Here is a 22827-nt window from a genome sequence, read left to right on the forward strand (position 1 = left end):
GTTGTCAATCTGCGTTGCGAACGCTAGTTTTTTGGGATTGTCGCCCTCGCCGGACCCACCGGCCGCCTGACGCCGCCGGATCATTCGTCCGGCCCGGCTTTGTGCCCCCTTCTGACGGCTCGATTGGTCGAGCCCCTTTGCTGCTGTGATCGCACCCAACCGCGCCTCCAAATTGCCCGACGATCAACGAATCGTCATCACCGGTATCGGCCTGACTGCGCCCAACGGGAACGATTGGGAAAGCATGCGGGAATCGTTGCTGGAAAAACGCAGCGGCGTCCAGCCGTATGAAATTCGGTACTTCGGAAAAACCCTGGCCGGCATCTGTGATTTCGACACCAAGCGTTACCAGGCGAAGAAAGAAATTCGCCGTGGGACTCGTGCCGGCAGCGTCGGCGTGTACGCGGCCAACGAAGCGGTCAAGCACAGCGGGCTGGATTGGGAAAACGTCGACCGCTCGCGAGTCGGCATTTACGTCGGCGTGACCGAGCATGGAAACGTCGAAACCGAAAACGAAATCTACGTCATCAAAGGTTTCGATTACGACACCAGTTGCTGGTCGCATCACCACAATCCGCGAACGGTCGCCAACAATCCGGCCGGCGAAATCGCGTTGAACATGGGCATTACCGGGCCGCACTACACGATCGGTGCCGCCTGTGCCGCGGGCAACGCGGGATTGATCCAGGGCGCGCAAATGTTGCGACTGGGCGAATGCGATCTGGCCATCGCCGGCGGGACCAGCGAAAGCATTCACACCTTCGGGATCTTTGCCAGCTTCAACAGCCAAAACGCGTTGGCCCGGCACGATGACCCGACCCGAGCCAGTCGGCCGTTTGACACCCAACGCAATGGTATCGTCGTCGCCGAAGGCGGTTGTCTGTACACGATGGAACGGCTGAGCGATGCCAAGGCCCGTGACGCCAAGATTTACGGCGAACTGGTCGGCTATGCGATGAACACCGACGCCACGGATTTCGTTCTGCCCAATCCCGAACGGCAATCACAGTGTGTCCAGATGGCTTTGGACCGCGCCGGTTTGGGCGCCGAAGACATCGACATCGTCAGCACGCATGCCACCGGGACCAACAGCGGTGACACCCAAGAATGCGATGCACTGCGGCGGGTCTTTGGTGATTCGCCCGGCACCAAGATCAACAATACCAAAAGCTACATCGGTCACGCGATGGGCGCCGCGGGCGCTTTGGAACTGGCCGGCAACCTAAAGTCTTTCGAAGATCGCGTGGTTCATCCGACCATCAATGTCGACGACCTGGATCCGTCCTGTGAACTTCCCGGTTTGGTTCTGAACGAACCTCAGGAAGTCTCGCGGGTGGATTACATCCTGAACAACTCCTTCGGAATGCTGGGTATCAATTCCGTCGTCATCATCGGCCGTGTTTGATTCGGCCCTGCCGCGACCAGCATTTTGTCGACGCTTCGGCGTCATTCTCGTTTGTCATCCCCAGCCAAAATCAATATGACCCCTGAAGAAATTCGATCCGAGATTCTGGACATCCTTGACGACATTTCGCCCGACGAGGACCTGGACAGCCTGGACGACGACAAGCCGTTTCGCGAACAGCTGGAATTAGACAGCATGGACTTTCTGGACATCGTGATGGAGCTTCGTAAGCGTCATCGCGTTCAGATTCCCGAGGAAGATTACGGCAACTTGGCCAGCATGCAGTCGACGGTGACTTACCTGGAACCGAAGATGAAGGATCTGTAGCGGCGGCGTCGTCGCGTCGTCCAAGGTTTCGTGCGTCCGCCGGCATGCGGCGACGCATCTACGGATGACGTCGACGCTTTCCCCGTATTCTTCACGTGCAGCATCGTTTGATCACCGCGCCTGACGCCGCCACGCATGCGTGTGTCCAAGCAAGTTGGAATGCCATCGATGTACGACACGATCATCATCGGCGCCGGAATGAGCGGGCTGGCTGCGGGCATCCGCCTGGCCCACTATGACCAGCGTGTCTGCATTCTGGAAAAGCATTACACGATCGGCGGTCTGAATTCGTTCTATCGCATGGGCGGACGTGATTATGACGTCGGCCTGCACGCGATGACCAACTTTGCCCGCAAGGGAGATCGCCGCGGACCGCTGGCCAAGCTGATCCGGCAACTGCGTTTTCGCTGGGAAGATTTCCAGCTGGCCGAACAGATCGGCAGCAGCATTCGCTTTCCCGATGTCAGTTTGGATTTCAACAACGACATCGCGTTGTTGGAAAGTCAGATCGCCGAACGGTTTCCAGACCAGATCGACGGCTTTCGTTCGTTGTGTTCGTCGTTGTTGGATTACAGCGACATGGACGGCACCGATGCGAACTTCATGCGTTCGGCCCGTGACGTCTTGGCTGAACACATCGGCGAACCGTTGTTGATCGAAATGCTGTTGTGCCCGCTGATGTGGTACGGCAACGCACGCCAAAACGATATGGATTTCGGCCAGTTCTGCATCATGTTTCGTGCGTGTTATCTGGAGGGCTTTGGCCGTCCCTACAAAGGCGTGCGGCTGATCCTGAAGAACCTGGTTCGCAAGTTTCGCGGGCTGGGCGGTGAACTGAAATTGCGAAGCGGTGTGTCGCGGATCCACGTCGACAACGGACGTGCGACCGGGGTCGTCCTGGACGACGGAACGGAGATCGAAGCGAAGCGGATTCTGTCGTCCGCCGGGAACGTCGAAACGATGCGGATGTGTGATGACATCACCGACGTCGATGTGGCCAAAGCGGGTCAGTTGTCGTTCATCGAATCGATCAGCATCCTGGATCGTCAACCCAAAGAGATCGGTTTCGATCGGACGATCGTTTTTTACAACGACAGCCCGACGTTTCATTGGACGCGGCCCGATGACCAGTTGTGTGATTTCCGCACGGGCGTGATTTGTTCGCCGAACAATTACGTCTATTCCGATGACGAAGGCGAATTGCCCGAAGGGGTGATTCGCATCACCACGCTGGCCAATCACGACCGATGGTGTGCTTTGCCCGAAAAGCAATACTTGGCCGCAAAGGCACAGCAATACGATGCCGCCATCGCCGCATCGGTCCGCTTCATGCCAGATTTTCGGCGGCATGTTGTCGACACCGACGTCTTCACACCCAAGACGATCCGTCGATTCACCTGGCACGACAACGGGGCCGTTTACGGGGCTCCCGACAAACAGCTGGACGGCACCACGCACTTGCCCAATCTGTTTCTTTGCGGCACCGACCAAGGATTCGTGGGCATCGTCGGGGCGATCGTCAGTGGGATCAGCATGGCCAACCGCCACTGCCTGGTCGACGACACGGCTGCCTAAGCGTTTCTGGCGCCATCCGTATTTTTCACAACAGTTGGTGCGGTAATTGGTCGCGGTGAATGCGTGCCGACCGCCGGACAGTGAAGTGTTTTTGACCCTGCGGAATGGCCGAACAGACCGCTTTTTACGGCATTTTTGATCGCTTGTCGGACAAATTGGCCTCCTTCGTCGGTGCCGACTGCGTGTGGCCACCGCGTCGTTGTGCCGCTGGATCTAGCGGTTGTTGGCGGCATAGGATCAAGCAGACCGGTTCTCGAGATTCAACCGTTGAATTTTCGGCGACACCGGATGGATGATCTATTCACAGGCTGTGCGATCAATGTTGGCGCCCGCTGCAAAACACCGAAACGTAATCCGCTGGATCTTCACGCTGAATCTCTTCGCGATCGTGGTGGCCGTCGTGTTCATCTCCACCGCGCTGACGGTTGGCCGATGATTTAAATCGGGGCAACCGTCGCTGGGCGCCAAGTCGTCGATCGCAACGGATCACTTGCGTCGCTTGGGCACTTCGACCGGGTACCGCAGGGACATGATCGGGCTGTTCCAGTCCGCCAATTCCGATGGTCGCACGCCACGCCGAAATCCGCCGAACTGAAATTTCGACGGCTGATACGCGCCCACGAAATCGATGTTCAAATCGTCGCGGATCTGGTTCTCCATGCCACAGGACCAGAAACACGCGTTGATCATCATGCGACGAAAATCGGTGTCAAGCAAATCCACCGATGCGCCGTAGGTGGTCGTGAACACACGGCCGTCGCCATCCCCGTAGGTCCGCACCCACGCGCCCGGACACGGCGACTTGTCATCGGCGATCGGGGCGTTGGCGGTCATTCCGTTAAGCGGTTGGGCGGTCGCTAATACCGTCGCGTCATCCATCGGTTCGGTCCAGTAACCACCGGCCTGGACCCACGGTTGCGTGACGCCTTTCAAGATGGGGTGATCGGCTTGGTCCGCCGCCACGATCAACCGCGTGCTCATGACATGGTTCTTGCCGTAGTGACCCGACCAGCTTTCACCCAGCACTTGGCGACCAAAACCCCGCGAATATTCCTGGCCCTTGTACTGATAGTCGTACCGGGCGAAGGGTGAATCCGCGGGGATCTTGAACGCGTGGGTGGCGGTGCGCAAACCGACGACCGGGCCGCTGCGATTCAAATAGTCCACGATCGGTTGCATTTGGTCGGCGGGAAGATTCTTGAACCGCATAAAGATGACCGCGGCGTCCGCATCGGCAAGCACTTCGGTCCCCGGCATGTGGTCCGCGTCGGGATCGATCGTGCCGGTGTCCGGATCGATCGTGAACAACACCGTGCATTTGAACCCGTGGTGCTGGGCCAAGATTCGGGCCATCGCGGGCAGCGTTTCCTCCGAACGATACTCGTGGTCGCCCGCCAGGAAAACGATGTGCTTGCCGGCTCCGGGGCCCGATTTACCTTCGTAAACCAGCGGTGACTGGGCCGACAGTTCGGCCAACATCGGAGTGGTCCATGCCAAGGCAACGAACAAGAACAACCCGATGGGCTTGATACGCAAAGGAAGATTCAGCACAGGTGAGACTCCTGGTGGGCTTGGACGAAAACGCGTCGTCGTGACGTCAATTCGTGACAGGACAAAGCAAAAACAAATAGCACGGCGTCGACGGTTGGATCAAAAGAATATCCGAAAGCCCAGGCGGACGTTTGCGATGGCTCGAAAACTCATCCGTTTCCTCACTCGTCACGCTCCAGTGTGAAACCTTGATCGTCGTCACCAAGGTCGACCGCCACCAAGGTAGACTTGTTGCCTCTCTGAGTCCGTATTCTTCCTGTGTTTCTGAAAATGTCCAAAATCGTCGTCGTCGGCAGCATCAACACCGACATGGTCATTTGCACGCGGCGGTTGCCCGGTCCAGGCGAAACCGTCTTGGGGGGAACCTTCTTGATGAACCCTGGTGGTAAAGGAGCCAACCAAGCGGTCGCCGCCGCCAAGCTGGACGGCGACGTCGTGTTCATCGGAAAGGTCGGCGACGATTCACTGGGACGCGATGCGGTGGCCAACATGCGACGCTGTGGTGTCGATACGCGGTTCATCGGCGTTGACCCCGATTCGGCTTCCGGCGTCGCGACGATCACCGTTGACGAATCAGGGGAAAATTGCATCGCAGTCGCCTCCGGTGCGAACGCTTGTTTGTCTGGCGCGGAGGTTCAGTCGGCTTGGAGACAAATCGACGACGTTTCCATCGTTTTGATGCAATTGGAAACACCACTGCAAACCGTGCAAGACACGGCCGCATTGGCAAAGCAATCGGGGGCGACCACGATCTTAAACCCGGCGCCCGCCCAAGACTTGCCGGACAGTCTGTTGGCATTGATCGACATCATCACCCCGAACGAACACGAAGCCCATCAGTTGACCGGGGTCACGATTGAATGTGACGACTCGGCCAAGGCGGCGGCACAAAGGCTGCAACAGCGTGGCGTTCCCACGGTCATCATCACCATGGGCGATCGTGGGGCATGGATCCAGACCGCTGATTTCGTCGGTTGTGTCTCCGCGATTCCGGCAAAGGTGGTGGACACAACGGCTGCCGGTGACACGTTCAATGGCGCGTTGGCGGTGGAACTTGCACTCGGGACGACTCTGGTTGATGCCGTCCGTGTGGCCAACCATGCCGCATCGATCGCCGTCACCCGACCGGGCGCGCAAGGCTCTTGTCCGACGCGGAAAGACTTGACCGATTCTTTGACCTGATCGTCATGACCGGCCCCCGTCCGGCCGTACGATGATCGTATTGTCGGTTCACCGCGTGATCGTGACCGCGCCCAGTTATGACAGATGATTCGAACGTGCCAATCACGTCATGCTCAGCTGGGTCATTTCGGGGTGAAGATCCGCAAAACTCTGGGGGGTCACTCTGCGCACAAGCGATACTACTTTCGTCAGGACGAAAGCCAGCCAATCGAACGTCGCTCGTGATCGCATACCGGCCGACTCGGCATCACTCTTCTGCCCCGTATGCCGCAGTCGACTCAGCCCAGCGATCCACGGCCCCCCTTTTAACGAGCCGACGTCCATTTCGTTCTGGCGAACTGGCATGACAGGGACTTGTTGAAGACTGCCCCTCGTTCGACGAGTCCCTGTCAACCAGTTGCTCTCACCCCGCTCGCGTTGTCTCCGCTAGCCTGCCCCCTTCGCGGTGCCCCGCTGCGATACTGTTAACAGTATTCGCCACTTAGACGCCCAGTCGTTGTGATTTCCGCATTTGTGGGGGAATCTCCGCATACCGCGATCGGTGAAATGATGATATTCGTCAAATATCATCACACAAATATTCGCGATGCGAAAAATTTGCGCAGTTGCGAATTGCTTGTTTAAATTCCGCCAGCCTTCTGTAAGATCGCTGATGCATCAAAGAGGGCACCCTTCATGCATGATTCACAATCCGGCGATCCGCCGCAGGTCTGGGAATACCAGACTCCAATGGAAGAAGAAAAGGCGGAAGTCGTCAGCTTTATCTTGCGGTGGAACGCGAGAGGGCGGACCGAACCGCTGGACCTCGACCGGTTCGAATCCAGCATCGTGTTGAAAAACACGCAGCGAATGATCACGTGCGAAAACGAAGCGTTTCGCCGCCTGACCGCTGCCGGACAATCCAGCGTCGGATTGGCCACCGATTCCTACATGGCGACCAATTTCGCCAAGCTGTCGCGTGACTCGGACAGCATGCTGTTGGACGGCGTGAACAATCTGGAACTGGAACATCTGTGGTCCGTTGCCGACGGTCGAACGGCGACGATGACCACCTACAAACGTCGGATGCACGAAATCAAGGATCCGCGGTATGCGATCTTGGTGATCGGTCGTGTATCCAGCGTGATGGACCGGGCCGAATCGGACTATCGACGCACGCTGACCGAAGTGCGCGAACTGTTGGTTCAACTGGACGAGGTCGACCGCAGCATCTGTCGCGGCTACGCACGCGGTGACACCACCAAGGAAATCGCTTCGTCCGTCGGTCGCACGACGCGTGCGGTAGAACTTCGCCGGCAAAAGATCATGGATTTGATGGGATTTGATCGCCCCATCGAGATCGTCAAAATGCTGGTGCGGCTGGAAGAAAACGGTCTGATCAGCGAGCACTTTTAAGCTTCAGTCGCTCGGCACCGTCCACCCCCGAAAACAATTCGGGATCAACCGAGTCGTGGTCGCCGTGCAGAACCGATATGTCACCGGTCGTTTCAAAAACCACGGCGATGACGTCGGACCGTCGCACGGCGTTGGCTTCGCGAAGCTTGGCCATCAAATCTGATCGAGTCACGTTCACTCGTTTTAGATTGTCGCCCAAGATCTGATCTCCGGCCATCAGCAAGACCGGGCGATTGTCGATCAGCGTCCGCATCGGACTGATCCGCGTGCGAATCCAGGCGATGACCTGTTGCGTCAAAAATAGCACCGCCAGGGCGATCAAGCCCGCGATCATGCGTTGACGCGGCGCCGAGATCGACGACGCGAACAATGACCCAACCGCCAAAGTCATCGCAAAGTCGGGAGCCGACATCTTGGAAAAGCTTCGCAGCCCCGCCAGGCGTGTGTAGATGATGATCGCCGCGTACACCAGCCATGCCGACAAGACCAAGACGACAATATCGCCGAACGATAAAACGCTCCATTGATCTTTCATTTCGATGGTCCGGAATCTTCGAAGTTGATGGAAACAAAAAAGGCCGATTCACCCTATCCTTGTGGATAGAACGAATCGGCCACAATCATCGGTCATCGCAACGCGTCAAACGATTGCGATGAGTTTGGGCGGCGATTAACTGCGGTTGTTGTTGCCGCGACGAGCAATCTGCATCGTCTCACCATCGCAGTGCAATTCCCGAGCCATCAACAACGCTCGGTCGTTGACCTTCACCGGTACACCGGAAACGGTGATCGATTTGCCTTCCTGCAGCTTGTTGTCCAGTCGATCCTTCGGGCCCAGATCCACCATCAAGTTCTTGCCATCGTCGGTCTTGATCTTGGCCAGTTGATGCTCGGTGCCGCGAACATTGACGGTCTTGGTGTTCTGCACCTTGCCCGTAAATTCGCGTCCACCGCGTTGAACTTCCAACGTTTGATCAGCGTACTGTGCCTCCGTCGCCATCAAGATCTTCTTGTCACCAACGGTCAACACGTGTCCGGTCGCGGTCAGCGAGTCACCCTGATTCAGATTCTGAATCTCGGATTTCGGACCCAAGTCGACGGGCCAAGTTGAGTTCTGGACGTTCACCATGGCCACCAAGTGCTCGGTCCCGCGGACCTTCACCGTTTTCGTGTCGGCAATCTGTCCTTCGGCTCGCTTCAGTTCCGAACGGGTGTCCTTGCTGTCATTGCGAGCCTGCTGCTGGGCGTCCGATCCGGCGTCGTTGAACGACAGGTATTCAAAATCGTCGTAAACGCCGTCGCCGTCCGTGTCGGTGTACGATGCGTAGGCGTCGTAGTACCCGTCGTCATCGACGTCGTAATACTTGGTGAAGAATTGCTGTTCCCAAGTGCCGTAACCGTCGTCGTAGTAGTCATAAAAGCCTGTGCTTTCCATGACATCATTGCGACGAGCGTAACCGTAGTTGGTTTCGCCATCTTCGACGTCGTTGTCCCGGTCGTCGCTGGTCGCATCATCAGCAAAGCTGTAACGTTCATCATCAATCCGGCCAAAGGCTTCGTCGGTCGGATTGTAATCATTTCCGTCAAACCATTCCGTGATATCGTACCATGCGTCATCTTCATAGTACGGTCCACGAGTGCTGACTTCTTCGGCGACGATGAATCCACCAGGCGTGCACACGGCAGTACCAAGGGCGGCGGCAAGCAACATTCGTTTCTTCGTCATCTTCATCATAGGTCTCCTAGGGAAGTCGTATATAGATCCAAGGCCATTCGCCTCAGTTGCCTGATACAACGTGCAACACGAATGCCAGGAGATGATGTTTCACACCAAGAAATTTCAACAACTCGTGTTTGGGTTGCTACGCATGGCGGGAAATGGGCGGATGCCCCCGGCGTGCTAAGCAGGCGGACAAGGGTTCAACGACAGATGGCAACCCGACGCCTAAGTTTAGAAGTTGCGCTTTCACCCGAGGCATTGGTTTTTCTGGGTAATCCGAAGCGTGAGCGAGGCGATATCGGCATCCCTTTCTCCTCGCTAATGCGTCGGGTTGCCAAACTCTACAAGATCAGCCCGCCTATTTCTCGATATCGTGGCACAGCACAATGCTTACAGATCGACGGACGCGATTGATGATCGACCAGTTTGGTGGATCGTCCCGATGCGAACCGAGGGTGAGAGTGCACAGACACATTGCGGCCAGAGCAGTCGCCGATCCTATGCGGTGCCGTCACCTTGATGCATCACCTGATGGACCGCGGTACGGAAATCGTCGTTCCCGATCGGCTTGGGGACAAAGGCATCCGCACGCAGGTTGCTGATTGCCGATGCCACGAACGTTTCGCTGCAACTGCTGCAGACGACGATCGGAAGATTCGCGATTCTAGGATCCACGTTGCAGCGAACTGCTTGCACAAGTTGTTCGCCGGTCATGTTGGGCATTTCGAGATCGGTGACGATCAAGTCGGGTTGGATGCGTTGCACCGTTTGAAGTCCAGCCTGTCCGTCGGGGGCGGTCACCGAACGAATGCCCAAGCGATGGAGAAGTGTTCGAATCAACCGACGCGTGACGCGATTATCGTCGACCACGACCGCAACCGGACCATTGGGCTGGCGTGCTGAGTTCTGCGGTGTGGATAACATGAGATTGACTGTTGGAGAGTTTGATACATCGGTTCGCATAACAGTGACCGATGATTCATCGGATATTTAACTTGGATCTTCGCCAGATCGCATGGCCATTGGTTTCATCGCGGACGATCAGCACGACGGTAGGGACCGACGTATACGAACCAAGAATTGAATGGCGGAACTTATCATTGTTGGCGGACAGATCCTGCTAAGTTTCGCAACCCGACGCGAGCGTATTGAGGTTGCGAATCTACACGAGGCGTTGGCGTTTTTGGTAACCCGAAGCGTCGGCGAGGCGAGCTCAACATCATTGCTTCCTCGTTCACGCATCGGGTTGCCATTGGTCGAAAAACGTTTGCCCGCCTGCCGTACGGCGTGCGATTGTCTTTCCATCGACCAAGTTGTTCGTGATCAATGGTTGTATTCGGCTTTTGTTGGATGTTGACCAACACAAAAACGCCAGCGGCCGAGTTTTCGGACGCTGGCGTGATTGAAACGAATAGACGAATGAGCGTCGATTATTCGACCGATTCGTCGTCGATTTCTTCCAAGGCGTCCGCCGTCTCTTCGCCTTCGACTTCGACCTGGTCAGCCTTGTTCTCGGCATTTGCCTCAACCGCATCGGCCTTTTCTTCACCCCAGGCTTCGATCGCATCAGCCTTTTCTTCGGCTGCGTCTTCGACAGCGGGTTTGGCCGACTCGTATCGTTGTTCCAGGTTGTCGGCCATCTGTTCGGCCGACTCGCGAGTGTTTTCCGCAACTGCGTCGGCACTGTCGCGAATGTCGGCAGCCTGCTCCTGAGCCGCATCGCGAACCTGATCCGCCTGCTGGTCATAAATGCTGTCGTCGCAACCGACAAAGGCGAGTCCGAGCGCGAGTGTCAGAATACTGGTCATGAAACGCATGAAATGGGTTTCCTTTTGTAAGGGTGTTCAGAAGGGTGCGTCTTCAGCCCGGTGGATGCCGGCGTTTCCGTCACGCCGCCGTGCCGGGCGTCAGTCGGTAGTAGCAACCGGTATGCCGTAGTCGGTGATCAAAATTTTCGAATCAGTGCGCGATGTTGAAATCGTGACTGCGGTTGGCCCTTGGTCATGCGTCGGTGGGCGGGGTGTAGCGAGTGTCGGGTATCGGGCGTTATGGAAAACTCGCTCGACAGGATTCCCCGGCGAAGATGCCGCGGCATGACATGTGCGATTGTTCGAAGGTGGTTCGCGATTGGCCCGAGCGCTTTCGTCGAGACGAGAACGTCGCTACCGCCGCCGATCCAGCGATTCGTCGCCCCACCCCCGGTTGGTGATCCATCACGCTGGTTCGATCTCATCCACCCAATGACACAATGCAATGAATGACCACGATCAAGACAACGGCCATGACCATCGTTGGGTCCGTGGTGCTTCTTCCCAAGACCAACAGGAATCCGTCAGCCGGGCCACCGTCATGTCGGTCGGAATTGCAGTGATCGCTGCGGTGATGGTTGCCGCCGGACTGTACTTCGCCAGCCGAGTCATCGTCCCGGTGATCATGGCGTTCCTTGCCTACCTGACGTTGCGGCCAGCAACGGTGCGATTGGCCAAGAGTGGACTTTCGCCAACGTTGTCCAGTGCCGCCTTGATGTTATCGGCGTTCGCGGTGCTAGCGTTTACGGTGGCCGTTTTGTATGGGCCACTGACATACTGGCTGGGAGAGGCCCCGCAGAACATTGCGAAGCTGAAGGAGAATTTTCAGAGCATCGTTCGGCCGTTGACCATCTTGGACGAAACGGAATCGCAGCTGGAAAAAGCAAGCCAGCCGATCACGGAAGACCGTCCGCAGATCAAGGTGGATGTCCAGAAGCCAGGAGTCCTGAATGAAACATTGTTGATCAATACGACGGGGCAGGTGATTGCGTTCATTGCGGTTGTGTTGACTCTGGCGTTCTTCATGCTTCGCGACGGCGACGAACTCGTCAATCGTTGCTTGGAAGTGATCGATCGCGGCAGTTCACGACACGAAGTGATGAAAACGCTGGCCAGCGTCCAACATAACGTCGGCACCTATTTCGCCAGCATCACAGCCATCAATGTTGGACTGGCGACGGTTTCATCACTGGTGATGTGGGGCGTTGGCATGCCGACCCCGTTTCTGTGGGGGGCGATCGCAGGCTTGTTCAATTTCGTGCCGTATCTGGGGCCGTTGGCCGCGACGGGCTTGGTTTTCTTGGCGGCCAGCAGTGTTTTCGAACCACTCATCAACGCCGCGGCGGTGGCGGGACTGTATTACAGCGTGACCGTTATCGAAGGCTCAGTCGTGACGCCGATGATCGTCGGAAAAACGTTACGCTTGGGGCCTTTGGTGGTCCTGCTGTCCGTCGCCGCGTTTGGCTTTCTGTGGGGCTTGCTGGGCGTTTTCTTGGCGATCCCGATGGTGATCACGATTCGCGAAGTGTGTTGCCATTTGCCCGCCGCTCGGCCGATCGCCGTGATACTGGGCGCGTCGCGAAGTGAAGAATCAGCTTGTTACCAGAACACCTCCGCCGTCCAAGTGGATCATCAGCAAAGCATCGAAGAATTGGCTCATTGATCGTGCCGCGTCATCGACCAACCCTGCGTACACTCAGCCCACTGACCGTCACACCCTGTAATCACCCCACGACTGAATCGACATGCCCAACCCAGATGAATCAACGACCAATTCTCCAGTTGAATACTCATCGATCCAGATGTCGCGATGGCTGGCATCGGGTTTCGTTTATGCGTCGGCCAGATTTGTTCCCGTTCCCTTCGTGGACGATGTGATTCGCCAACGCTGTCGCCAGTACGTCGTGCAGACGGTGTTGAAAGATCTGCCCTCCGATGATTCGTCGGATGTGGCGGATCTGTATTCAAGTGGCGGCGGTTGGTTCGCCGGGTGTGCATCGATGGCTGTGCGTGCGCCCATCAAGTTATTGCTGTTTCCGATCCGGAAGATCGTTGCGTTGGTAACATCAATCCGTGGGGTCCCGTTGGACGTGCTGCGAATGGTGTTGTTGGGCCGTGCAATTCAACAGTGGAAGCAGATCGAGCTTGTGCAAGACACCAACCCGAATCGGGAACAAATCGATCGCTTCAAAGCCGCTTTTGACCAAGCGTTTGGCGGCATCGACTTTCGTCTTTTGCGTTCCAGTGTCTCCGACTTGCGGCGTGTCACGAAACCGTGGCGACAAGCCGCGAAGGCTTTCTCGAAAGCGGCATCGGAGGAAAAGGACAATGTGGCGGGCACTGTGGAGACGATCCGTGACAGCCAGCAAGTGCGAGAAGCACAACAACTGATGAATCGACCGTCGGTACTGAAGACGTTCCAGGAATTCGATGCACGCTTTGCCGCAGCCTATCAATCGCGACAAAGCGTCTAATCGACCGGCACTCAATCGCTTTTGTCGATCACCCTGCGACGGGTTTGCGATGAATTTTTTCCTCCACGCGGACCGCATGGGGCTCCGGTCGAATTCCGGCACCATACATTCGTGCGTAAACTTGGGTCGCTTCGGCGCCCAACAGCATGATCATACCGGTGTAATAGACCCAGACCAGAAAGATGACCAGCGACGCCGCGGCAGCACCCAACTCTTGACCGGGCGATGCATATTGAAAGTAGATCTGCAAAACCGCACGCCCCACAAGAAACAAGGCAGTCGTCATCACTGCGCCAACGACGATGTCCTTCCAGCGGACAATCGCGTCGGGCATGAATCGAAAGATTGCCGCCACCATAACGAAGACGACTAGGGCTTGGGTCACAAAGTTCAGGGACGTCACCGCCACGTCGGACATTCCAAACCAACCGCCGATCTGCTTGCCGGCGGCACCGACGACGGACGACAGCAATAGTGACACCAACAACAGAAAGCCCAATCCCAAGATCATGCCTAGTGATAACATGCGTTTTCGAAGCACATCCAAAATACCCGATGAATCCGGATCAGGGCGGACCTCCCAAACTTGATTCAACGCGGCTTGCAGCGCCGCAACAACCCCGGTCGCACCGACGATCGTACCGGCGATCCCCAGCAGTGCCTTCCACCACTTGCCCGAGGTTTCTCGCTCACTTTTCAACAAGCTTTGAATTTCGTCGGCCGCAGCCTCGTTTCCGATCAGCTCCGATGCTTGTGTCTGAATCACATTTTGTGCTTTCGCTTCTGCCTGGTCTGTGTCGTACATCGCCGACAATGAAAGCGTCAGCACCAACGTCAACAAATAGATCAAAGGTGGCAAAGACAGTGCGGTATAGAAGGCCAACGCGGCGGCAAGCGTCGTGCAACGGTCGTTGGAAAACTGGGCGAAGGTCTCTTTCAAATAGTTCATCGGAACGGCGGCGTGTTGAACGGAATTGCGGATGGATGACGCTTCAAAATTGATCTTGGGAACGATAAAGTGCTGAACTCTGTCGAATCGTTCCTGGCGGCTAGCGTCGACAGGATGCCTAGTCGCAACTCGCATACCACCCGCTTCGCCCAAGAAAGACGACAAGCCGAATGGAAGAAATGCTCTGGATGTCGTTGCTGGCCGGTGTGGCCATTCCGGTCGGAGGGATCTTGGCCTCGGTGGAGCGAATCCGGCCCGATTGGCTGGAATCGGAAGTCCGACATTCCATCATTGCCTTTGCCAGCGGCGCGCTCTTATCCGCCGTCGCGCTGGTCCTGATCCCGGATGGCACCAGCAAACTTAGCATCATCGAATCCGTGATCGCTTTCATCGCGGGCGGTGCGTTCTTCTACTTGCTCAAGCGTACGCTCAGCCGATCCACCTCATCGGTCAGCCAACTGATCGCGATGCTTTCGGACTACATTCCGGAGGTTATCGCGTTGGGGGCAACCGTGGCGTCGGGTGGGCCCGGGCTGGTGATCGCGGTCATCATTGCGTTACAGAATCTTCCCGAAGGCTTCAACGCGTACCGCGAATTGAAAGAGAACGGAATGTGTAAGAAACGCATCCTGTTTTGGTTCAGCGTCGCCGCGCTGCTCGGGCCTGCATTCGGCGGGCTAGGGTATTGGTTTCTGTCCGGTCACGACACCGTGTTAGGCTACCTTAGCGTGTTCGCAGCAGCCGGTATCTTGTATCTGGTGATCGACGACGTCGCACCCGATGCGAAGTTGGAAAACGCCGACGCCCCGGCGCTCGGGGCGGTGTTGGGTTTCCTACTCGGCATGATCGGCTATCTCATGGAACGATAGCGGTCGATCTCGACGCTACACTGTCTCCAATAATGCTAACCGGTTCACAGGATCAGAATCAGTGCGTGGATGATTCCCACGATCCAGAAACCGACCAGCGTCAAGACGACGTTCAAGACGAACTGGACTCCGATTCCACGGTCCATGAAGACCGCTAGAGGCGGAAGCAGGATGGCCAGGATGACTTTTAAAATCGTGTTTTCGTTGCGTACGGCAGTGGTCATTCTCATGTACTCCTAGTAGTTGGCGTGATTCGACAAGACGATCATTTGCGTGTCGGCGATTTTCGCCGACGGTGGGATCAGTCTTCGTCGGGAAGATCGATGTCGACATCGGGGGTTTCAATCATTTGTTCTTCCGTTTCAATGTCGATATCGGTGGGCACATCGACCGGCTGTTTTTCCATCGATACGTCAACGTCAGCGGTTTCCACGTCGAACTCGGGCATGGTGCCCGGTTCCATGTCGACGTCGACGTCGGGCATTTCACCGGGTTGCGTTTGATCGACGTCGCAACCGACGGTGGCAAAAGCCAAAGAACCGGCAAGCAGTGTGGTAAGCAGCGGAGTTTTCATGTTGTTCTCGATTCATGCGATCACCGTGACTGTCGGAGCACGGTTCGCGGGACTTGTTTTCTTCCGACACCACCGATGAAATGCAACGTCTGTGCCAAAGCTCCCTTCACCATAAAATCCGGGGGCGTCCGTTCGCTGGACGACCAAGCTGAATCCGAAACGCGCAGCCATCTCCGATGATCTTCGCCTCGCCGCCAAACCAATCGCCTATTCTGTAGCTGGGCTCGCCAGAGTTCAGTCACGAACCACTTCAACCGTAGCTGGACTCGCCAGAGTTCAGTCACCGCCCCCAACAGCCCAGCAGGTCTCTCGATGTTCACCCGCGAACGGACAAACAATGAGTTTCAGCTTGACCATTTCGCGAAGGTTTCACGCGACTTAACAGAGGACTCTTTGTTCGAACACTTTCCCGGGCATGGACATTCTCCCGCATGGATACTCGGGCACTTGGCGATCTGTGCCGAGTTGGGACAGCACATGCTCGGTGGTTCGTTGACGCACCCCGAGTGGGTCGAACGGTTCGGTCCAAACTCCGTCGACACCGGCAAGCCGGACGCAATCCTTTCGCTGTCCCTGATGACGAATGCGGTTATCGACGGCTATCGCGATCTGCGAGCAATGGCCGGATCGGTGACCGACAATTCTCGACTCGACAGCCCACATGGAGTGCCAGTGCTGACGGGGACGCAGATCGTTTCCGTCGCCGACATGATAGCCTTGTTGCTAACCAATCATTTTGCCTTCCACCTTTCCCAACTATCCAGTTGCCGACGATCCGCGGGACACGCCGCATTGTTCTAATGGACGCGTGGTCAGGGGAACACGCGAACGGTCAAGTGTTGCCGGCGGCGCGCTCGGCAAGCTCTGCAAAGCACACCGATTTCACGGAGGAAACAAGCAATGCCGTTCGGTCAGACGCAAATGGGAAATTGGCAAAGAGGCCTGACCCCTTTAAGGACTGCAGGATTGGGTTTTCTCAACCGGTAATGTGGGGGCACCGCCGGATCTGAAGATTCGCGTCAAGAACGATGGGTGGGTGTTCATTCTCGTGCCCCTTAGGCGAGTCTATGATCCTGGCGTGCCGGAGAACCGTGCTTTGCTTGCGAGGGATGACTGGCGTCCGGTAACGTTGGTCGGCGCGCCATTTGAATCGTACCTTTGCCTGGCAAAGTCAACGATCTCCGGCCAAGAGATCTCGGTGCCCCACTTCCACACCTTCGGTTTCACGCACATCGTGCACCCTGCTGCTCGAGTGTCGCAGTGATCGGAGGCTGGAGTCGCTGACAGGCAGCAAATTGCCTGGATTTGCTTCCTGTCAGCAATTGTCCTTGATATGTAGATGACGCAATCGTTGATGAGAGTGTTGCTGGTTGGAATGCTCGAGCACAATCGCAATTAGGATTCGCAGTGCGTCTAAGCGGGGGCGTCTGGCCGTGTCAATTGGTGAATCGGAATATCAATTTCTGGTTCGTGCCAGCATTCGGAAGACTGAGTTTGTGGATAGATGGAAGGTGAGAAGATGATTGAGTTTCGTTTGGATAGGACGCGGTCTATTTTGCATGTGCGGCCGGAGGCGGCGCTAGAGGAAGCGGACTTTGTTGGCTTGGCCGAAACGGTGGATCCGTATATCGAATCCAGTGGCGGGCTGAGAGGGCTGGTCATCGATGCGCCGTCGTTTCCGGGCTGGGAAAGCTTCGGAGCGATGGTCGCACACTTTCGGTTCGTTCGAGACCACCATCAGCGTATCCAGAAGGTCGCCATCGTCACGGATTCCGTTTTGGGGGACGTCGCCGAACGACTGGCATCTCATTTCGTCGCCGCAGAGATCAAGCACTTTCCGGCCGGTGGCGTCGAAGCTGCAGCATTGTGGATCGCTGACTGACCGGGTTTGGTCACTTTGTGTTCAAAATCGCAGGACACTGGCCGCTGCGAAACGCGAAGCGCAGTGCTCGAACCCCCAAGGAAGATTCGATCGGATCAGCTATTGAGCAGTTGGTCGGCGATCCGCATCAGCTTGCGGACGTTCAGGGGTTTGGTCAGGTATTCGTCAAATCCGATGCCGATCAGCCGTCGACGGGTGCCCTTCATCGCGTCGGCGGTCAGCGCGATGACGGGCAGTTCAATGCCTCGTTCACGCAATTCCTTCACCGCGCCGGCGCCGTCAAGTTCCGGCATGTGCATGTCCATCAGACAAAGCTGGAACGGGTCACCCGATTCGGCGGCCTGAACGATCATGTCGACCGCTTGGCGGCCATTTTCGGCGACGTCCACTTTGCATTTGGCTTTGGCCAGGAAGTGTTTGGCCACAAATCGAACGTCTCGCATATCGTCAGCGATCAAAACTCTCGCATTCAGCGGGATGACCTGCGTTGCCGACTTGTCACGATTGGCGGTGGCATCGTCGTTGTGTTCATCTTCGGCATCCAAAGACAGTTCACGTCGTTCGCCCACCGGGGCGACTGGGATTTCGAAGCTGAATGTGCTTCCGTGGCCCGGCTCACTTTCGACTGACATCTCACCGCCAAGTGCGTTGACCAATCGCTTGGTGATGCTGAGGCCCAGGCCGGTGCCGCCGAAACGTTCAGAAATGCTTTTGTCGGCTTGGACGAATGGCTCGAACAGGGTTTTCAGTTTTTCCGCTGAGATTCCAATGCCGTTGTCCTGAACGGTGAAGGACAGAAATTCAACCTTCTTGCCTTGGTACGCGCGGCATTCTTCGCGGACGAAAACATCCACGCGGCCTTTGGGGCTGAACTTCAGCCCGTTGGCGATCAGGTTGATCAAGATTTGACGCAAACGAGCCGAATCGGTCGTGATCGTTTGGGGCAAAGGATTCTTCAGATGGAAATGCAATTCGGTTTCGTATTCATCGGTCCGCATTTGCATCGTGGTGTTGATATCGCCCAGCAATTCGTCCAACGAAACGATCGCTTTGGCCGTCTGAAACTTATCGGCTTCGATGCGTGACAGATCCAAAACGTCGCCCAACAACCGCAGCAGGTATTCGCCGTTGCGTTGAATGGTGGCCAGTTTTTCTTGGGCTCCCGATTCGTCGTCGGTTTCTTCCTGCAGGATCGAAGTGAATCCCAACATGGCGGCCAAAGGGGTTCGCAGTTCATGGCTCATGTTGGCCAGGAAACGACTCTTTGCTTCGTTCGCGGCGGTGGCTTCGTCGCGAGCCTGTTTCAAGTTTTGCTCGGAAACCAAGCGTTCGGTGATGTCGACAAAGGTCACCACCGATCCCACGACTTCGTCATCTTGCGAGATCGGGTGACACCAAAACTCGACAGGAAAACATCCGGCGTCACGAGTACAGAACGCGTCATTTTCGCTGTGGAACGGTTGGCCGGTTTTGATCGATCGGATGATCGCCGAATCGTCTCTTTGCATCGGCACGTTGTGGGCATCGTGCGGCTGGACGACCGAGTGCATGTCGCGACCCACCAGTTCATCGCCGGATTTGTATCCCAGCATGCGAGCGGCCGCGTTGTTACAGAACGTACAGTTGCCGCCGGAATTGATGCCAAAGATGCCTTCGGCGGTCGAATCCAACAGCGACCGAATGGTGCGTTCGTTGATGCGAGCGATTTCCGCGGCCGCGATGCTGTCGGTCACATTGTTCTGGATACCGACAAAGTGGGTGACTTCGCCTCGTTCGTTTTCGACCGGGGTGATGTACAGGTCGTTCCAGAACTTCGACCCGTCCTTGCGATAGTTTTCCAGCAGCGCGCGAACCGCTTTGCCATCGTGGACGCCTTTACGAATCTCGGCGATGGCTGTTTTGTCGGTTTCCGGACCTTGCAGGAAACGACAGTTGCGGCCCAGCACTTCTTCTTCGCTGTACCCCGTCATCTTGCAAAAGCCTTCGTTGACGAAGGTGATCGGATTGTCGGGCAGGTTAACGTCGGTGACGATGATCCCATTGGCGGCCGACCCGACGGCTTTGGACAGCAACTGCATTTCACGTTGCCGCTGTTGTCGTACGGTGATGTCACGGACCGAAGCCATCACGAACGGCTGGTTTCGCAACGTGACCGGCGTGTAAGAAATTTCCACAGGAAATTCGGTGGCGTCGTCGATGCGCCGGAAAACGGACTCCACCGTTTCGCCACCGCTGCGATGCACGTCGTCGAATCGGCGAAAGAAATCGTGTTGGCTCTGTGCAACTTCGAATCGCAAGACGGACAAGTCGTCGACGCTGTCGGGCGGACATCCCAGCAGTTTGCAGGCTTGCCGATTGGCGTAGGAAACGTTGGCATTTTTATCGATCAACAATTGCCCATCGACGCTGCCGTCGACCATGAATTTGAACTGGATGACTTCCTGTTCGGTTTGTCGAAGCGTTTCGATATTGATGAAGGAAACAATGACGCCGTCGCATTCATGGTTGCGCCAGTAAGGCAGCGCACGCGCCAGATAGGCTGCACCGCCGACGCGAATTTCCCATTCGCGTTCCTGGCCGGATTGTCGGATCTCGTCCAGGTGGTCGACGAACTTCGGATCGTCGATGCGATTGATGAATCCGTCGATGCTGCGTCCGATGTCGTGTTCTTCCATGAACAACAAGCGGCCGACTTCGGGGGTGAAGCGACGGATGTGAAAATGATTGTCCAAGAACAGCACGCCGACGCGGGTGTTGGCCAACAAGTTGTTCATGTCCGCATTGGCTTCGTCCAATTCGGCCACACGGGCTTGGTGTTCGGCGTTGACGGTGAACAATTCCTCGTTGACGCTGTGCAGTTCTTCGTTGGTGCTTTGCAGTTCCTCATTGGCAGCGACCATTTCTTCATTGGTCGCTTGCAGTTCCTCGTTGGACGTTTCCAGTTCTTCGATGGTGGCCTGAAGGTTTTGGCGGGTGTAATCCAGTTCGCGTTCGAGTGATTCGATCCGCGATGCCGCCAGTTCACTTGCGACGACTTCGTTGAAACCTTCGTCGTCGGATCGATTGATGGCCAGTTTTTCGGTGGTCTCGAATTGAACCAACAGACACAGGTCGCGTTGAACGGGCAGCTTGATCGGACGGACGACCAATCGGACTTGAGAATCGCCGTCCGGATCGGGGTGTCGCAAACCGCTGTACTTAACGGTTTGGCCGTCTTTCAAAGCATGCTGGACGGCCGCAGCGATACTGTTCTTTGCTTCCGGATAAACCATCTCCATCAGATTCATCGACGGGCGTCCGCTGGGCAGCCGCAGGAATGGATCGGCACCGGCAAAGATGTGCAGGATCCGGCACTGGGCATCGACCAGAACGCTGGGCTGCATCAGTTCGCCCAACAGAATGTCATACGCTTCGGAAAGCATTTCCGTATTGCGGCGGGGCGGCGGAGATGCCGTGCCGGACGTCCGCGTGATACCCGCGCTGCGCAGCGGCAGATCACCAAGCATCGTCATCCGCGTGTCGATGGGCAAACGGATGTCACGACGTTTGCGAAAGATCTTCCAATGAACGTCGATGAATTCGAATTCATCGCTGATTTCGCCGGCGGTTTCACTGGGACCGAGGAACAAGACGCCGCCGGGCCGAAGGGCAAAGTGAAACAGCGACAGCGTTTTTCGCTGTGCCGGGTTTTGTAAGTAGATCAAAAGGTTGCGACAGGTCACCAAATCCATCTGGGTGAACGGCGGATCGTTGATGATGTTGTGCGGTGCGAACACCACACGTCGACGCAGATCATTGTTGACGAAGAACCCGTCACGACGTTCGTGAAAGAACCGTTTGCGTCGCTTGGGCGAAACGTCCTTCATCCGAGGTTCGTCGTACACACCCGCGGCAGCGAACTGAAGCGATTGTCGGTGTGCGTCGGTTGCAAAGATCTTAAAGTCGACGTCACGGCCACCACGATCCAACGCTTCTTGGATCAGCATCGCCAATGAATAGGCTTCTTCGCCGGTCGCGCATCCACAAACCCAAACGCGAAGTTGATCGCCACACTTGGCCAACAATTCGGGGATGACAACGTTCTCCAAGACCTCGTAGGCTTCGATGTCGCGGAAGAATCGCGTCACACCGATCAACAGGTCTTTGTAAAGGTCATTGACCTCCGACGGATGCGAATCGATGTATTGGACGTAATGTTCGACGTTGTCCAGGTGCAACAGTTCGATACGACGCTGGACTCTGCGGCCGACCGTTCCGGATTTGTAGTGGGAAAAATCAATGCCGTGATTTTGCTGCAGCAGTTGAAAGACGCGTGAGATACCTTTTTCGTCGAGCGGTTCGTCGGCTTCGTCGCGCAATTGGCCGGGCGAGAAATCCCCTGAGGAATACTTGATCAGCATGTCGCCGATGGATTCAGGCGAAAGCACCAAGTGAACGTGACCGGTTTCTTGGGCGTTCAACGGCATCGCGTCGAACTTACAAGTCGCCGGGTCTTGGACGACGGTCAGTCCATCGTTGGCAGCAATTTCGCTGATCCCGCGAGAACCATCGCTGCCGGTCCCCGACAAGATGATGCCGACGGCTAGCCGCCCGGCGTCTTGTGACAACGATCGAAAGAACTGATCGATCGGATGGGACAGAACCTTTTCACGACTGCGTTCGGTCAGCAACAGCTTTCCGCCGCTGACGATCATTTCCATCTTGGGCGGAATCAGATAGATTTTATTCGGCCGGACGTCCACGCCGTCATCAACCACTTCCACCGGAATGTCGGTGACGCGTTGCAGCAACTGGTCCATGTGGCTTTTGAATTCCGGCGACAAGTGCTGGATCACCACGAATGACATGCCGGTGTCCAACGGCATGTTGCGGAACAGAGTCTCCAAAGCTTCCAATCCGCCAGCGGACGCGCCGACCCCGACGACGTGATGTTGGATGGAACCGGACCCGCCGGAAGTCTCGGACGATGATGGGTTGGATGCTGCTTCGGTCACAGGATTGGGTGGTCGTGGGCGAGGTGCCGTCCAAAAAACGCCGTCGACGGCAGTCCTTGGCCAATTGATCGGTTCAACGGGTCGTTGCGGAATGAATCGAGCTTGAATGGATCGCTTGTGGG

The 22827-nt window shown here is 56.4% G+C and carries 19 protein-coding genes; 10 read left to right on the top strand and 9 right to left on the bottom strand.

Going from position 1 to position 22827, the window contains the following annotated elements; translation table 11 throughout:
* Positions 1–145 precede the first annotated feature (145 nt).
* From Mal65_RS12755 to Mal65_RS12765, 3 genes are all read left to right on the top strand, one after another.
* Positions 146–1405 carry a beta-ketoacyl-[acyl-carrier-protein] synthase family protein gene (locus Mal65_RS12755; protein ID WP_145298089.1) on the top strand — a complete coding sequence of 420 codons (1260 nt, stop codon included), beginning with the start codon at positions 146–148 and terminating at the stop codon, positions 1403–1405.
* Positions 1406–1480: 75 nt separating this feature from the next.
* Entirely contained in the window at positions 1481–1732 is a 252-nt protein-coding gene (locus Mal65_RS12760; protein ID WP_145298092.1) for an acyl carrier protein, read from the top strand.
* A 168-nt stretch (positions 1733–1900) separates the two neighbouring features.
* Positions 1901–3307, top strand: a complete 1407-nt coding sequence (locus tag Mal65_RS12765) for a phytoene desaturase family protein (protein ID WP_145298095.1) — start codon at positions 1901–1903, stop codon at positions 3305–3307.
* Positions 3308–3793: 486 nt separating this feature from the next.
* Here Mal65_RS12765 and Mal65_RS12770 read toward each other — a convergent pair whose 3' ends face one another.
* The gene (locus Mal65_RS12770; RefSeq protein ID WP_231131358.1) at positions 3794–4858 is read right to left on the bottom strand and encodes a ThuA domain-containing protein; all 1065 of its coding nucleotides are present in this window, start codon (positions 4856–4858) and stop codon (positions 3794–3796) included.
* Positions 4859–5128: 270 nt separating this feature from the next.
* Between Mal65_RS12770 and rbsK the strand changes: the two genes are divergently transcribed.
* Together rbsK and Mal65_RS12780 are read left to right on the top strand one after the other, a co-directional pair.
* Positions 5129–6040 carry a ribokinase gene (rbsK, locus tag Mal65_RS12775; protein WP_145298097.1) on the top strand — a complete coding sequence of 304 codons (912 nt, stop codon included), beginning with the start codon at positions 5129–5131 and terminating at the stop codon, positions 6038–6040.
* A 675-nt stretch (positions 6041–6715) separates the two neighbouring features.
* A complete protein-coding gene (locus Mal65_RS12780; RefSeq protein WP_145298100.1) occupies positions 6716–7435 on the top strand; it encodes a response regulator transcription factor in 720 nt (239 codons plus the stop codon).
* Here the strand turns inward: Mal65_RS12780 and Mal65_RS12785 are convergent.
* The 4 genes from Mal65_RS12785 to Mal65_RS12800 form a co-directional block, all read right to left on the bottom strand.
* Positions 7419–7970, bottom strand: coding sequence for a DUF421 domain-containing protein (locus Mal65_RS12785; RefSeq protein WP_145298103.1), 552 nt, complete (start codon positions 7968–7970; stop codon positions 7419–7421). The genes Mal65_RS12780 and Mal65_RS12785 overlap by 17 nt on opposite strands.
* A 135-nt stretch (positions 7971–8105) precedes the next feature.
* Entirely contained in the window at positions 8106–9161 is a 1056-nt protein-coding gene (locus tag Mal65_RS12790) for a MamS/MamX family magnetosome protein (protein WP_145298106.1), read from the bottom strand.
* Between the two features lie 492 nt (positions 9162–9653).
* A complete protein-coding gene (locus Mal65_RS12795) occupies positions 9654–10079 on the bottom strand; it encodes a response regulator (RefSeq protein ID WP_165701238.1) in 426 nt (141 codons plus the stop codon).
* A gap of 506 nt (positions 10080–10585) precedes the next feature.
* Positions 10586–10972 (bottom strand): hypothetical protein, encoded by a 387-nt coding sequence (locus Mal65_RS12800; protein WP_145298112.1) that lies wholly within the window; start codon positions 10970–10972, stop codon positions 10586–10588.
* 436 nt (positions 10973–11408) lie between these two features.
* On the opposite strand from Mal65_RS12800, the gene Mal65_RS12805 reads away from it, so the two are divergent.
* Positions 11409–12626 carry an AI-2E family transporter gene (locus tag Mal65_RS12805; RefSeq protein WP_145298115.1) on the top strand — a complete coding sequence of 406 codons (1218 nt, stop codon included), beginning with the start codon at positions 11409–11411 and terminating at the stop codon, positions 12624–12626.
* A gap of 82 nt (positions 12627–12708) precedes the next feature.
* Entirely contained in the window at positions 12709–13437 is a 729-nt protein-coding gene (locus Mal65_RS12810) for a hypothetical protein (RefSeq protein WP_145298118.1), read from the top strand.
* A 28-nt stretch (positions 13438–13465) separates the two neighbouring features.
* Here the strand turns inward: Mal65_RS12810 and Mal65_RS12815 are convergent, their stop codons facing one another.
* Positions 13466–14386 (bottom strand): YihY/virulence factor BrkB family protein, encoded by a 921-nt coding sequence (locus Mal65_RS12815; protein ID WP_145304880.1) that lies wholly within the window; start codon positions 14384–14386, stop codon positions 13466–13468.
* Positions 14387–14556: 170 nt separating this feature from the next.
* Here Mal65_RS12815 and Mal65_RS12820 point away from each other — a divergent pair, with 170 nt between their 5' ends.
* The gene (locus Mal65_RS12820) at positions 14557–15255 is read left to right on the top strand and encodes a ZIP family metal transporter (protein WP_145298121.1); all 699 of its coding nucleotides are present in this window, start codon (positions 14557–14559) and stop codon (positions 15253–15255) included.
* Positions 15256–15299: 44 nt separating this feature from the next.
* On the opposite strand, the gene Mal65_RS12825 is transcribed toward Mal65_RS12820, so the two are convergent.
* Together Mal65_RS12825 and Mal65_RS12830 are read right to left on the bottom strand one after the other, a co-directional pair.
* Entirely contained in the window at positions 15300–15479 is a 180-nt protein-coding gene (locus tag Mal65_RS12825; RefSeq protein WP_145298124.1) for a YqaE/Pmp3 family membrane protein, read from the bottom strand.
* A gap of 77 nt (positions 15480–15556) precedes the next feature.
* Positions 15557–15829, bottom strand: a complete 273-nt coding sequence (locus tag Mal65_RS12830; protein WP_145298128.1) for a hypothetical protein — start codon at positions 15827–15829, stop codon at positions 15557–15559.
* A gap of 312 nt (positions 15830–16141) precedes the next feature.
* On the opposite strand from Mal65_RS12830, the gene Mal65_RS12835 reads away from it, so the two are divergent.
* The gene (locus tag Mal65_RS12835) at positions 16142–16630 is read left to right on the top strand and encodes a DinB family protein (protein ID WP_145298131.1); all 489 of its coding nucleotides are present in this window, start codon (positions 16142–16144) and stop codon (positions 16628–16630) included.
* A 718-nt stretch (positions 16631–17348) separates the two neighbouring features.
* Positions 17349–17711, top strand: a complete 363-nt coding sequence (locus tag Mal65_RS12840) for a SpoIIAA family protein (protein WP_145298134.1) — start codon at positions 17349–17351, stop codon at positions 17709–17711.
* 95 nt (positions 17712–17806) lie between these two features.
* Here Mal65_RS12840 and Mal65_RS12845 read toward each other — a convergent pair whose 3' ends face one another.
* Positions 17807–22705, bottom strand: coding sequence for a chemotaxis protein CheB (locus tag Mal65_RS12845; protein ID WP_145298137.1), 4899 nt, complete (start codon positions 22703–22705; stop codon positions 17807–17809).
* Positions 22706–22827: the final 122 nt, after the last annotated feature.

This window comes from Crateriforma conspicua, from assembly GCF_007752935.1.
GTDB lineage: Bacteria > Planctomycetota > Planctomycetia > Pirellulales > Pirellulaceae > Crateriforma > Crateriforma conspicua.

Excerpts from the sequence above, each read along its gene's own strand:
- Mal65_RS12765 (WP_145298095.1), top strand. The coding sequence starts at position 1,901 with ATGTACGACACGATCATCATCGGCGCCGGAATGAGCGGGCTGGCTGCG.
- Mal65_RS12830 (WP_145298128.1), bottom strand. The coding sequence starts at position 15,829 with ATGAAAACTCCGCTGCTTACCACACTGCTTGCCGGTTCTTTGGCTTTT.
- Mal65_RS12785 (WP_145298103.1), bottom strand. The coding sequence starts at position 7,970 with ATGAAAGATCAATGGAGCGTTTTATCGTTCGGCGATATTGTCGTCTTG.
- Mal65_RS12800 (WP_145298112.1), bottom strand. The coding sequence starts at position 10,972 with ATGCGTTTCATGACCAGTATTCTGACACTCGCGCTCGGACTCGCCTTT.
- Mal65_RS12790 (WP_145298106.1), bottom strand. The coding sequence starts at position 9,161 with ATGACGAAGAAACGAATGTTGCTTGCCGCCGCCCTTGGTACTGCCGTG.
- Mal65_RS12780 (WP_145298100.1), top strand. The coding sequence starts at position 6,716 with ATGCATGATTCACAATCCGGCGATCCGCCGCAGGTCTGGGAATACCAG.
- Mal65_RS12810 (WP_145298118.1), top strand. The coding sequence starts at position 12,709 with ATGCCCAACCCAGATGAATCAACGACCAATTCTCCAGTTGAATACTCA.
- Mal65_RS12795 (WP_165701238.1), bottom strand. The coding sequence starts at position 10,079 with ATGTTATCCACACCGCAGAACTCAGCACGCCAGCCCAATGGTCCGGTT.
- Mal65_RS12825 (WP_145298124.1), bottom strand. The coding sequence starts at position 15,479 with ATGACCACTGCCGTACGCAACGAAAACACGATTTTAAAAGTCATCCTG.
- Mal65_RS12815 (WP_145304880.1), bottom strand. The coding sequence starts at position 14,386 with ATGAACTATTTGAAAGAGACCTTCGCCCAGTTTTCCAACGACCGTTGC.
- rbsK (WP_145298097.1), top strand. The coding sequence starts at position 5,129 with ATGTCCAAAATCGTCGTCGTCGGCAGCATCAACACCGACATGGTCATT.
- Mal65_RS12820 (WP_145298121.1), top strand. The coding sequence starts at position 14,557 with ATGGAAGAAATGCTCTGGATGTCGTTGCTGGCCGGTGTGGCCATTCCG.
- Mal65_RS12835 (WP_145298131.1), top strand. The coding sequence starts at position 16,142 with ATGTTCACCCGCGAACGGACAAACAATGAGTTTCAGCTTGACCATTTC.
- Mal65_RS12805 (WP_145298115.1), top strand. The coding sequence starts at position 11,409 with ATGAATGACCACGATCAAGACAACGGCCATGACCATCGTTGGGTCCGT.
- Mal65_RS12760 (WP_145298092.1), top strand. The coding sequence starts at position 1,481 with ATGACCCCTGAAGAAATTCGATCCGAGATTCTGGACATCCTTGACGAC.
- Mal65_RS12840 (WP_145298134.1), top strand. The coding sequence starts at position 17,349 with ATGATTGAGTTTCGTTTGGATAGGACGCGGTCTATTTTGCATGTGCGG.